14 protein-coding genes are annotated in these 11305 nt (G+C 43.3%); 12 read left to right on the plus strand and 2 right to left on the minus strand.

The features are described from left to right. From map to J6I68_RS04100, 9 genes are all read left to right on the plus strand, one after another. Nucleotides 1-619, plus strand: a 619-nt coding sequence (map, locus tag J6I68_RS04060; RefSeq protein WP_292217697.1) for a type I methionyl aminopeptidase, incomplete at its 5' end; no start/stop codon positions are given. Between the two features lie 18 nt (nt 620-637). After that, nucleotides 638-856: a translation initiation factor IF-1 gene (gene infA, locus J6I68_RS04065; protein WP_013280019.1), complete on the plus strand. Its 219-nt coding sequence runs from the start codon at nt 638-640 to the stop codon at nt 854-856. Between the two features lie 88 nt (nt 857-944). Further along, on the plus strand, nt 945-2033 hold the full coding sequence (locus tag J6I68_RS04070; protein ID WP_292217699.1) for a GGDEF domain-containing protein: 1089 nt from the start codon (nt 945-947) through the stop codon (nt 2031-2033). Nucleotides 2034-2169: 136 nt separating this feature from the next. Further along, complete coding sequence (rpmJ, locus tag J6I68_RS04075; RefSeq protein ID WP_013280022.1) at nt 2170-2283, plus strand: 50S ribosomal protein L36; 114 nt, start codon at nt 2170-2172, stop codon at nt 2281-2283. A 189-nt stretch (nt 2284-2472) separates the two neighbouring features. Continuing rightward, on the plus strand, nt 2473-2847 hold the full coding sequence (gene rpsM, locus J6I68_RS04080; RefSeq protein WP_292217701.1) for a 30S ribosomal protein S13: 375 nt from the start codon (nt 2473-2475) through the stop codon (nt 2845-2847). A 92-nt stretch (nt 2848-2939) separates the two neighbouring features. After that, the gene (gene rpsK / locus J6I68_RS04085) at nt 2940-3347 is read left to right on the plus strand and encodes a 30S ribosomal protein S11 (RefSeq protein WP_292203662.1); all 408 of its coding nucleotides are present in this window, start codon (nt 2940-2942) and stop codon (nt 3345-3347) included. A gap of 136 nt (nt 3348-3483) precedes the next feature. Continuing rightward, nucleotides 3484-4077, plus strand: a complete 594-nt coding sequence (rpsD, locus tag J6I68_RS04090) for a 30S ribosomal protein S4 (protein WP_292203663.1) — start codon at nt 3484-3486, stop codon at nt 4075-4077. A gap of 46 nt (nt 4078-4123) precedes the next feature. Beyond that, entirely contained in the window at nt 4124-5080 is a 957-nt protein-coding gene (locus J6I68_RS04095; protein WP_120739768.1) for a DNA-directed RNA polymerase subunit alpha, read from the plus strand. A 154-nt stretch (nt 5081-5234) separates the two neighbouring features. Further along, nucleotides 5235-5771 (plus strand): bL17 family ribosomal protein, encoded by a 537-nt coding sequence (locus J6I68_RS04100; protein ID WP_292203664.1) that lies wholly within the window; start codon nt 5235-5237, stop codon nt 5769-5771. Between the two features lie 157 nt (nt 5772-5928). Here J6I68_RS04100 and J6I68_RS04105 read toward each other — a convergent pair whose 3' ends face one another. Together J6I68_RS04105 and J6I68_RS04110 are read right to left on the minus strand one after the other, a co-directional pair. After that, the gene (locus tag J6I68_RS04105; protein ID WP_292217703.1) at nt 5929-6870 is read right to left on the minus strand and encodes a M15 family metallopeptidase; all 942 of its coding nucleotides are present in this window, start codon (nt 6868-6870) and stop codon (nt 5929-5931) included. Between the two features lie 17 nt (nt 6871-6887). Further along, nucleotides 6888-8537, minus strand: a complete 1650-nt coding sequence (locus J6I68_RS04110) for a dicarboxylate/amino acid:cation symporter (RefSeq protein WP_292217704.1) — start codon at nt 8535-8537, stop codon at nt 6888-6890. 109 nt (nt 8538-8646) lie between these two features. Between J6I68_RS04110 and J6I68_RS04115 the strand changes: the two genes are divergently transcribed. From J6I68_RS04115 to J6I68_RS04125, 3 genes are read left to right on the plus strand one after another with little or no spacing between them, the layout of a single operon-like run. Then, entirely contained in the window at nt 8647-9501 is an 855-nt protein-coding gene (locus tag J6I68_RS04115; RefSeq protein WP_292203667.1) for an energy-coupling factor transporter ATPase, read from the plus strand. Beyond that, complete coding sequence (locus J6I68_RS04120; RefSeq protein ID WP_292217706.1) at nt 9492-10343, plus strand: energy-coupling factor transporter ATPase; 852 nt, start codon at nt 9492-9494, stop codon at nt 10341-10343. Before J6I68_RS04115 ends, J6I68_RS04120 begins: the two co-directional genes overlap by 10 nt. Beyond that, a complete protein-coding gene (locus J6I68_RS04125; RefSeq protein ID WP_292217709.1) occupies nt 10337-11143 on the plus strand; it encodes an energy-coupling factor transporter transmembrane component T family protein in 807 nt (268 codons plus the stop codon). Before J6I68_RS04120 ends, J6I68_RS04125 begins: the two co-directional genes overlap by 7 nt. Nucleotides 11144-11305 lie beyond the last annotated feature (162 nt).

An 11305-nucleotide genomic window follows, 5' to 3' on the forward strand; every position in this document is an offset into this window, starting at 1 on the left:
AGGTGAAAAGACGATCCGTGGGCTTGGGGGAATACCCAACTGTAAGGATTATGAGGGATTTCCCGCTTCTGTGTGCATATCAGTGAATGACGAGGTCGTTCACGGAATACCAAGTAAAGACAGGATCCTTGTGGAGGGTGATATTGTCACCTTCGACACGGGCCTTATATATAAGGGTTATCATTCAGATGCTGCCAGGACATGGGGCGTAGGAAAGATTTCTGACGAGGCTCAAAAACTCATTGATGTTACCAGAGAAAGCTTTTTTGAAGGTATCAAGAAGGCAAAGGCTGGACACAGACTTCATGAGATATCAAGAGCAATCGATGACTATGTTACGCCTTATGGATATGGCATTGTCAGAGAGCTGACGGGACACGGCATTGGAACAAGTCTTCACGAAGACCCAATCGTACCGAACTTTAAAAAGTTTTTACCTGGTCCCAGGCTTAAAAAGGGAATGACCATATGTGTGGAACCCATGATAACCATGGGCGAGAGATATGTGGGCTGGCTGGACGATGAATGGACAGTAGTAACAGTTGACGGCTCTCTTGCTGCACACTACGAAAATACAATAGCCATCACGGATGGCGAACCTGAAGTTTTGACACTGTAATTGTTAAGGAGGAAAAAGATGTCAAAGGCTGATGTAATTGAAATTGAAGGAAAAGTAATTGAGAAGCTTCCAAACACCATGTTCCAGGTTGAGCTTGAGAATGGACATGTTGTTCTTGCACATATAAGTGGTAAGCTCAGACAGAACTTTATCAGAATTCTGCCTGGTGACAAGGTAACACTTGAGCTCTCACCTTATGATCTCACAAAGGGAAGAATTATCTGGAGAGATAAATAAATAAAAGACAAATAACGATAAATAGTATATAATTAGACCATAGCTTAGTATAAATCTTGAATTTGCCAGTGTAATTAGAGGTTTTCACATGATCGAGAAATTATATGAAAGTTATGATGATAATAACTACTTTGTAGATTCCAATAAAAAGAAGTTGGCCCACGACAACCTGGCGGTTGTCGGTGGTATGCTGACTTTTTTTGTATTCATCAGTATTATTTTTGTAGCTATAGCCCTGGCTTTTGCCAATGGTGTTACACCTTACTTTAAGTTCTTTCCCGCAATAGCGGTTCTTTTAATTGTTTTTTGTATATTTAATCATTTTCTGAAAGAGAAGACATTCAGCTTTGATGTGGCCAGAGTAATAAGCCTTATTATTTATGGGATCGTTATTCTGTCTTTTTCTATTGCAGATGCAGTTATATACCGGGATTCAAGGAGCGTGTTCTTTCCTCTTGCTGTGGTCATGTTTTCTGCACTGTATATTGACTATCTTCGCGTGAGACTTGTTTTTAAGCTGGCCATTATTGTAGTTTACCTTATTGTTGATTATCACTTTAAGAGCAGGATGCTGTTTACATTTGATGTGACGGTTGCCATTCTGGCGCTGTTTGCTTCGTATTTCAGCTATGCTTCCATGATCAGCATGTCTCTTTCAAGGAGAGAAGACAGTCAGCAGCTTGTTAAAAAGAGTGAGACCGATCTTCTTACAGGTCTTCTTAATAAAGTGTCCTTTGAAGAAAAGTGCGATGAGTATCTGTCAAAAAAGATGGCAGGTGCCAAGTGCACAATGTTCATATTTGACCTTGACGATTTTAAGGATGTTAACGACCACTACGGACATCAGACTGGTGACAAGGTGCTAAAGCTCTTTTCCGAGATCCTGAAAGGATACTTCCACCCGGATGACCTTATTGGCAGGATAGGTGGAGACGAGTTCATGGTGCTGGTCCTTGGTGACATGCCAGATGGCTACACAGAGAGGCGCTGCAGGAGCGTGCTTCACGAACTTAAGACAACGCAGATTGACGGCGCAAGTGGAATTACCTGCAGTATTGGAATTGTTGAAGATACCCAGAGAATGACCTTTAAAGAGCTCTATGAAAAATCTGATAAAGCACTCTATAAAGCAAAAGAGGGTGGCAAGGCCCGCTATTGCATAGATGGGGTAGAATAATATTCGATTTTTTGTTAAAAAACTGTTGCGTGTTGAACCGGCTTATGCTATAGTATAAGTCGGTCTTTTTATGAGAAGGGCATATTATGCCCTTTTTCAAGGCATTTTTGTTTATCCATGCAGGAAAGGAGTAACAATGAAAGTTAGGTCTTCTGTTAAGCCTATGTGCGAAAAGTGCAAGGTTATCAAGAGAAAGGGCGTTATCAGAGTAATCTGTGACAACCCTAAGCACAAACAGAGACAGGGTTAATTCGAGCCGTTTTCGGATTACTTTTTGATACCAATAAGAAATTGCGTATTGGAAAGATCGGATTAAATACTGTCCGGTTGGGCGTTTAAACTGCCCCAATCAAACAAGTAACAGCTCCCTAGAGTTGGAGCATGAGGAGTAAAGCTTCTCAAGTAATCATATTTTATATTTATTAATGGAGGAATTAAAATGGCTCGTATTGCAGGTGTAGATTTACCTAGAGATAAGCGAGTAGAGATCGGTTTGACATACATCTACGGTATCGGTAGAACAAGCTCAAACAAGATTCTCGAAAAGGCAAAAGTAAATCCGGACACACGTGTTCGTGATCTTACAGACGAAGAAGTAAAGAGAATTGCCGAGGTTATCGGTAGTGACTATGAGGTAGAGGGTGATCTTAGAAGAGACATCGCTATGAACATCAAGAGACTTACAGAGATCGGATGTTACAGAGGCGTTCGTCACAGAAGAGGACTTCCTTGCCGTGGCCAGAGAACCAAGACAAATGCAAGAACAAGAAAAGGACCAAAGAGAACAATCGCTAACAAGAAGAAAAAATTCTAAGTAGCTTTTGTATATTCCAAGCGCGAGCATGGCGGGTTTGGGAACAGTAACAGATTAACAAGATTTATAGGAAGAAAGTAGGTTAGTTTAAAATGGCAAATCAGAAATCATCAGCAGCAAAGAAATCAGCTGCTAAGAAACGTGTCAAGAAAAACGTTGAACACGGACAGGCACACATCCAGTCATCTTTCAATAACACAATCGTTACATTGACAGATGCTGCAGGAAACGCTCTTAGCTGGGCAAGTGCTGGCGGTCTGGGATTTAAGGGTTCAAGGAAATCTACTCCTTATGCTGCACAGGTAGCTGCAGAGACAGCAACTAAGGCTGCACTTATTCACGGCCTTAAGACAGTTGATGTTTTTGTAAAGGGACCAGGATCAGGAAGAGAAGCTGCTATCAGAGCTCTTGCTGCATGCGGTCTTTCAGTTACATCTATCACAGACGTAACACCTGTACCTCATAACGGATGCAGACCACCTAAGCGTCGTAGGGTTTGATCACAATCCTGTTCCGGGTTACATGTGCAAGATATATTACATTATTTTTTGACAATAACTCGTTGGACGAAGGTGCAATTAGCATTGTAAACAACATCAGGTGCCAAGGCATCTGAGAAAAAGAAAGGAGCCAAAAATGGCAGTAAACAGAGTTCCCGTATTAAAAAGATGCAGATCTCTTGATCTTGATCCAACATTCCTTGGATATGACAAGAAGTCTAAGAGAACATCAGCAAGAGCTGGTAAGAAGATGAGCGAGTATGGACTTCAGCTCCGCGAGAAGCAGAAGGCAAAGTTCATCTATGGCGTACTTGAGAAGCCTTTCAGAAACTACTATGACAGAGCTGATAGAATGAAGGGCCAGACAGGTTCAAACCTTATGACAATTCTTGAGACAAGACTTGACAACGTAGTTTTCAGAATGGGATTTGCAAGAACAAGAAGAGAAGCTAGACAGGTTGTTCTTCACAAATTCATCACTGTAAATGGCAAGACAATCAACGTACCTTCATACCTCATCAAAGCTGGTGATGTTATTGAAGTTAAAGAAGCAGCAAAGAATATCCAGAGATTCAAGGATATTTCAGAGATCACAGCAGGCAGACTCGTTCCTGAGTGGCTTGATGTTAACAAGGAGAACCTCCAGGGTACAATCAAGGAGCTTCCTTCAAGAGAAGTTATCGATGTTCCAGTTGACGAGATGCTTATCGTCGAGTTGTATTCTAAGTAATCATAATTAGTTTGTTAACTATTAACCACATAAGGAGGGTATATCAGTGTTTGATTTTGAAAGACCAAATATTGAAGTTGCTGAAATCTCAGATGATAATAAGTATGGTAAATTCGTAGTTGAGCCTCTTGAGAGAGGTTACGGTATTACACTGGGTAATTCCCTTCGTAGGATTATGCTCTCTTCATTACCTGGAGCAGCTGTAAGTCAGGTGAAGATCGAAGGTGTACTTCATGAGTTCTCATCTATTCCTGGAGTTAAGGAAGATGTTACTGAGATCATCATGAACATCAAAAACCTTTCAATTAAGAATTCATCTGATACTAACGAGCCTAAGACAGCTTACATCGAGTTCAACGGTGAAGGCGTTGTTAAGGCTTCAGATATCCAGGTTGATCAGGATATTGAGATCATGAATCCTGACCAGGTTATAGCTACTCTTTCTGGAAAGGATGCTAAGCTTTACATGGAGCTTACCATCACAAAGGGAAGAGGATATGTAAGCTCTGACAAGAATAAGTCAGGAGATCTTCCAATCGGCGTAATCGCTATTGACTCTATCTACACTCCTGTAGAGAGAGTAAACGTAACTGTAGAGAATACTCGTGTAGGTCAGGTTACAGACTTTGATAAGCTTACACTTGACGTTCACACAGACGGAACACTTGGTCCTGATGAGGCTGTAAGCCTTGCAGCTAAGGTTCTTTCTGAGCACCTTTCACTCTTTATAGATCTTTCTGAGAATGCCAAGACCGCTGAGGTTATGGTTGAGAAGGAAGATGACGAGAAGGGCAAGGTTCTTGAGATGTCTATTGATGAGCTTGAACTTTCAGTTCGTTCATTCAACTGCCTCAAGAGAGCTGGTATCAATACAGTTCAGGAGCTTGCTAACAAGACTCCAGACGATATGATGAAGGTTCGTAATCTTGGACGTAAGTCACTTGAGGAGGTTCTTGCTAAGCTTGATGAGCTTGGACTTTCACTTAGACAGGACGGCGAATAATCAATATTTAAAGATTTCCATTGAAGGTAAAACCGATGTGTACTTTGGTGGATTCTCATAGCAACATTAACCGCATTTGGAAAGTAAGACCGATGGGCATTTCCTTATGTAGACTGCAGGGGAAACCTGCAAATGAGAAAGGAAGTAATTTAAAATGGCAATGTACAGAAAGCTTGGAAAAGCAACAAAACCTAGAAGAGCACTTCTTCGTAACCAGGTAACAGCACTTCTTTACAATGGTAAGATCATTACCACAGAGGCAAGAGCTAAGGAAATCAAGAAGATCGTAGAGCCTATGATCACTCTTGCAGCTAAGGAGAAGGACAACTTCGAGACAGTTACTGTTGAAGCTAAGGTTCCTGAGAAGGACAAGGATGGCAAGAGAGTAAAAGAAGTTGTAGATGGCAAGAAGGTTACAAAGTATACAACTGTTAAGAAAGAGATCAAGAAGGATCTTCCTTCAAGAATGCACGCAAGACGTCAGCTTCTTAAGACTCTTTACCCTGTAACTGAGGTTCCTACTGAGAAGGCAGGAAGAAAGAGAAACACAAAGGAAGTTGATCTTGTAGCAAAGCTTTTCGATGAGTACGGACCAAAGTACGCAGACCGTAAGGGCGGTTACACAAGAATCGTTAAGATCGGTCAGAGAAAAGGCGATGCAGCTATGATGGTTGTACTTGAGATGGTTTAATTGCCCAGCTAAAGTGACACATTTTAAGAGAATCCCGGATCTATAATCCTTGGGATTCTCTTTTTTTAAGGAGTTTGTAATGAGTATTTTAAACGTTGAATAATCGACTGCACCAAATGGACCACTAAGGTCTGAAATGCTCTAAAACGGCCTTATATCACTTTTTTTCGAAGTGCTGGTAATCCTTGCAGGAATTCCAGTTGCCGCCCCATGTAAATCCATGGGCTTTGAATAACTTATAGGCAAGGTCGTTTTCGTCAATCTTATAGGGAAAAGAGATGGTTCTGTCAGCATAGGCTTCGCTACCGACCGGAGATATGTTGGTGGAACCATCTTTGTTATAAGTGATGTAAGGATTGTAGAAAGGATTAAGGTCTATGGCTCTTCCAAGAGCATGATTAGACAGCCTCGTAGTACCTTCTACAACGCGGTAGTTGAAGGAAGAGGTGTTGTTGGCAAGCATGGAAGCTGTGTCGTCTCCGCCAAATTCATCAACAAGCTTAATGCTCTCTATCTGATAGCCATTTTCAAACAGTTCATAGAAGATTTCAACAACATCCTGGGCGATAGCCTTGTTTACTATCATCTCCCCGGTCTGGGGGTCGTTATTAAAGTCCACATACTGTAAAACCACATATCTAAGATCATCTAAGGGCACCTGGCAGTCCACTGGATAGGAAATGCCTGAGATACGCTTGAAAACTTCATTGGAGATCGGTTCAAAGTAAAAGCCGTCCATGTAGGTGATCCTTTCTGGAGAAGGAGAGGTCTCGGAAGATGAGCTTTCTGCGGAACTATCGGCTTGTGCAGACTCTTTTGCTAAAGTCTGGTCAGATATCTGGGAACTGGTCTCTGTTGCGGCATCAGAGATTTCTTTTGCGCCAGCAGGCTCGGCGACCTGAGAGGACTCCTTTGTAGCTTCACTGGACGGTGCTTCAGCAGTCTCTGTGGCGACTGCAGTAGCACTTTCTGCTGCCTGGGGATTCTTTTTTGCATAATCTGATAATGTCTCTCCCCCGGCAAGGAATCTGGCACCGATGGCAGCAACTGCCACGATTCCCACAAGCAGGGCAAAGTCTTTTAATGTCTTTTTATTCATGAATGCATAGAGCCTTTCTAGCTGTTAAATTTTTCAACGTCAAGCATTTTTTCGCTTCGGGCGACGATGACGGCTGCTGCCACATCACCTGTAGTATTGTTCACTGTATCAAACATGTCAAGGATTGGGTTTACTGCAATGATAAGGCCAAGGGCCTCCATTGGGATGTTAAGTGTCTCCAAAACCACGCCAAGGCAGATCAGTGCACATCCAGGAACGCCAGGTGCACCAAGGGATAAAAGAATAATAGTAAAGCAAAGAGAGATAAGGGATGGAAGTGAGATCGGAACACCATAGGCTTTTGCCATGAACAGGCCAAATACCGTAAGGTAGATACATACACCATCCATGTTTATTGTGGCGCCAAGTGGAATCGAGAAATTAGCCACCACGGGAGAAACTCCCATCTTGTCGGTGCAGACTCTCATGTTAGTAGGTACTGAAGCTGAACTGGAAGAAAGGGTAAGGCTGGTGATCATGCCTTCCCTGTTATTCTTGAAAAACTTGATGGGGTTTAGCCTTCCAAGTACCATGATCAAAAGGCCATAGATACAGATCATGATGAAGATTGCCAGGCAGTGAGCAAGCGCTGCGCTTAAGATTGCCATGAGGTTTTCGACGCTTAGGTTGATGATGAGCATGGCAATGGATACAAAGCCTGCTACAGGTATGAACTTGGCTATCATCGTGGTTATGCTAAGGAATAAAGAGTTAAGGGCGTCAAAAAGCTCTTTTAACATTGCTGCGTACTGACCTATGGTTCCAACTGCAAGGCCGCACAGAATTGCCAGGAAGATCAGCTGAAGTGTATCGGATTCAAGGAATGGTGACAAAAAATTGGAAGGCACTATGTTCATCACAGTTGACATTATGGAGGTGTCCACATCGGTGTTAATATTTACTTCCTGTGAAGTGACCCCTGATGTAAGAGCAAAACCAAATTCGCCGGGCTGGATGATATTAAATACAGAAAGGCCTACAAACACCGCTATAACTGTGGTGAGCAGGTACATTCCTATTACTTTACTTCCGAGCTTTCCTATATCTGACAGGCTTCCAAACTGCGAAAAGCATGAAACGATAGAAAAGAATACAACTGGTGCAACGATTATCTTTATTGCATGCATGAATAAGGTTTTTATTGGATCCAGGAGATATCCGCACAGCGCCTCGTTAACTGACTGAGGGAAAAGATTTCTCGCCAGGAGGCCAAAGATAAGACCAAGGGCCAGGGCATAAAGCGCAGAATTATTGAGCTTTTGCGCTGACTGATCTGCCACGATCCTCACAAGGTTGACATTATTTTTGTTGCGGTACTTGAAGTTCTCTCCATAGGAACGAAGGAGCACGGAACGGATAACGCCTACACTGGCATCTTCATCTATGGACTCGCTATCTGAATATGGTTCAAAAGCCTGACCATTCATGGAGAGATGGACAGAGGTTTCGCCAAAGCGCTTGATCACCTGAACCTTAAGCGCAGATCTGGGAAAAGCGTGTTTTGCCAGATCTTGTATCATCTCCTCAGATATGAGCTCGGCTTTTTGGATAGTTTTTTTATTGAGCCCAAGGCTTGTAAGTGAAGAGTCAATAAACTCCATTACATCTCCAAGAAGGGATGTGCTATCACCACTAAAAGATTTTCTGAAGTTTTTTATCTTTGCCATGTGTATTTCCTTTCTTTCGATATTGTTATGAAACACTAATAAAATTATAACATGCCAAATGTTCTTTAAGTTGTATTATCCCTTGAAATCTAGTAAAATTAGCACTGTTATGGGAAGAATGATAGATACAGACAAGCTTGTATTTGAATATATAAGGCGTGACGAAGAGGGCAATGTAGAGGGTATCACAAGAGCCATTGACGGAGTTGACCTTAAGGTTGAACCAGGGCAGTTTATCGCCGTCCTTGGGCACAACGGCTCTGGCAAATCTACGCTTGCCAAGCATTTTAACGCCCTTTTATACCCGACAGAAGGTGAAGTCCATGTAGATGGCATGTCCACTGAGGACGATGAGCACCTGTGGGATATCAGGCAGGAAGCAGGAATGGTCTTCCAGAATCCCGACAACCAGATAATCGGTCAGGTTGTTGAGGAGGACGTGGGATTTGGCCCTGAGAACATGGGTGTTCCCACCGATGAGATCTGGGAGAGGGTAGATGAATCCCTTAAGGCTGTCCGCATGGACAAGTTCAGGAAGTCATCACCTAACCATTTATCAGGAGGCCAGAAGCAGCGCGTATCAATTGCCGGCGTCATCGCTATGCATCCTAAGTGCATCATCATGGATGAGCCAACAGCAATGCTTGACCCAAACGGAAGGCGCGAAGTCATAAGGGCTGCAAGAGCTCTTAACCAGGTGGAAGGCATCACCATTATCCTTATTACCCACTATATGGAAGAGGTTGTGGATGCGGATAAGGTCTTTGTCATGGACAAGGGCAAGGTGGTCATGGAGGGAACTCCAAGAGAGATATTTGCCCAGGTGGACAGGCTAAAAGAGTTGCGCCTTGGCGTTCCTCAGGTTACGCTTCTTGCACACGAACTAAGGCAGAGCGGAGTGCCGCTTCCGGATGCGATCCTTACAAGAAAAGAGCTTGTGGAGGCTCTCAAGAAATGTCGATAATAGTAAATCATGTCAATCACATATATGACGAAGATACAGCCATGGCAAGTCCGGCTCTTATCGATGTGAACCTTAAGATACCGGATGGGCAGTTTGTGGGACTTATTGGTCATACAGGTTCTGGTAAGTCCACTCTGATACAGCACCTTAATGGCCTGCTTAAGCCTTCAAGCGGCGAGATCTTTTTTAACAACGAAGACATCAATGATCCTTCATACAATAAAAAGAACCTGCGTGCCAGAGTAGGGCTGGTTTTCCAGTATCCAGAGCATCAGCTGTTTGAAACTGACTGCTTTAAGGATGTGTGCTTTGGGCCCAAGAATCTGGGACTATCCCAGAAAGACTATGAACTACGAGCCTTTGAGGCCCTTAAGGAAGTTGGCCTTGAGGATGAGTATTTTTACCAGTCACCCTTTGACCTTTCAGGTGGGCAAAAGAGAAGAGTGGCAATAGCAGGGGTTCTGGCCATGAAGCCGGAAGTAATGATCCTTGATGAGCCCACAGCCGGTCTTGATCCAAAGGGCAGAGAGGATATCCTGAATCTTATAGCGGACCTTCACGGGAAGCTTGGAATGACCATTATCCTTGTAAGCCACAGCATGGAAGACGTGGCAGATTATGTTGACAGGATCATCGTCATGAACAAGGGAAGGGTTGCTTTTGACGGCGAGCCCAAGGAAGTGTTCAGACACTACAAGGAACTTGAAGAGATTGGCCTTGCTGCTCCTCAGGTGACGTACTGCATGCAGGAGCTAAAGGAAGCAGGGTTTGATGTGGACACAGATGTGACCACTTTAAAAGAAGCAAAAAGGGAGATACTGAAGGCTTTAGGAAGATGTTAAGAGAAATAACACTGGGACAATATTACAGAACAGAATCTGTGATCCACAGACTTGACCCGAGAGTTAAGATCGTGGCCACTTTTTCTTTTATAATATCCCTGTTTTTAGCTAAAAATTTCATAGGATATGTGATTGCAGGATTATTTCTTTTGCTGAGCATAAGACTCTCCAACGTGCCGCCCAAGTTCATTTTCAGGGGCATGAAGACAATCTTTTTCCTGCTTGTGATAACCATGGTGTTCAATCTGTTTTTGACGCCAGGTATTCCGATTGTTACATTCTGGAAGTTCAAGATCACAAAAGAGGGTATCCGCCTGGCTGCCATGATGGGTGTAAGGCTTGTTTTCCTTATTACAGGGTCATCACTTATGACTCTGACAACAACCCCCAATAACCTCACAGACGGCCTTGAGGACCTTTTAAAACCTCTTAAGAAGATAAAGGTTCCGGTTCACGAGATTTCCATGATGATGTCAATTGCCCTTCGTTTCATTCCTATTCTCATGGAGGAGACTGACAAGATCATGAAGGCCCAGATGGCCAGAGGCGCTGATTTTGAGAGCGGCTCACTTATGAACAGGGCAAGGAGCCTTATTCCGCTCCTTGTTCCGCTTTTTGTATCAGCCTTTAGAAGAGCCAATGACCTTGCTATGGCCATGGAAGCCAGGTGCTACCGCGGCGGCGAAGGCAGGACCAAGATGAAGCCCCTTATATACAAGAGGCGTGATTTTATTGCATATGTAGTGATTGTTCTTTATATAGTAGCCATTATTGTGCTGGGCAGAATGATGTTTGCGTGATCTTGAAAGCGCCTTGATTATGGGCGGTATGGCACGGTGTATATGAAACGTATTATGCTGACGGTTTCTTATGACGGAACCGCTTATAACGGCTGGGCGCTGCAAAAGAGCACCCACAATACAATTGAAGAGATGCTGAACAGAGCTATCCACGGTCTAACG

The organism is Butyrivibrio sp. (genome assembly GCF_017940685.1).
GTDB lineage: Bacteria > Bacillota > Clostridia > Lachnospirales > Lachnospiraceae > Butyrivibrio.

Coding starts and splice junctions, on each gene's coding strand:
- infA (WP_013280019.1), top strand. CDS start 638: ATGTCAAAGGCTGATGTAATTGAAATTGAAGGAAAAGTAATTGAGAAG.
- J6I68_RS04070 (WP_292217699.1), top strand. CDS start 945: ATGATCGAGAAATTATATGAAAGTTATGATGATAATAACTACTTTGTA.
- rpmJ (WP_013280022.1), top strand. CDS start 2,170: ATGAAAGTTAGGTCTTCTGTTAAGCCTATGTGCGAAAAGTGCAAGGTT.
- rpsM (WP_292217701.1), top strand. CDS start 2,473: ATGGCTCGTATTGCAGGTGTAGATTTACCTAGAGATAAGCGAGTAGAG.
- rpsK (WP_292203662.1), top strand. CDS start 2,940: ATGGCAAATCAGAAATCATCAGCAGCAAAGAAATCAGCTGCTAAGAAA.
- rpsD (WP_292203663.1), top strand. CDS start 3,484: ATGGCAGTAAACAGAGTTCCCGTATTAAAAAGATGCAGATCTCTTGAT.
- J6I68_RS04100 (WP_292203664.1), top strand. CDS start 5,235: ATGGCAATGTACAGAAAGCTTGGAAAAGCAACAAAACCTAGAAGAGCA.
- J6I68_RS04105 (WP_292217703.1), bottom strand. CDS start 6,870: ATGAATAAAAAGACATTAAAAGACTTTGCCCTGCTTGTGGGAATCGTG.
- J6I68_RS04110 (WP_292217704.1), bottom strand. CDS start 8,537: ATGGCAAAGATAAAAAACTTCAGAAAATCTTTTAGTGGTGATAGCACA.
- J6I68_RS04115 (WP_292203667.1), top strand. CDS start 8,647: ATGGGAAGAATGATAGATACAGACAAGCTTGTATTTGAATATATAAGG.
- J6I68_RS04120 (WP_292217706.1), top strand. CDS start 9,492: ATGTCGATAATAGTAAATCATGTCAATCACATATATGACGAAGATACA.
- J6I68_RS04125 (WP_292217709.1), top strand. CDS start 10,337: ATGTTAAGAGAAATAACACTGGGACAATATTACAGAACAGAATCTGTG.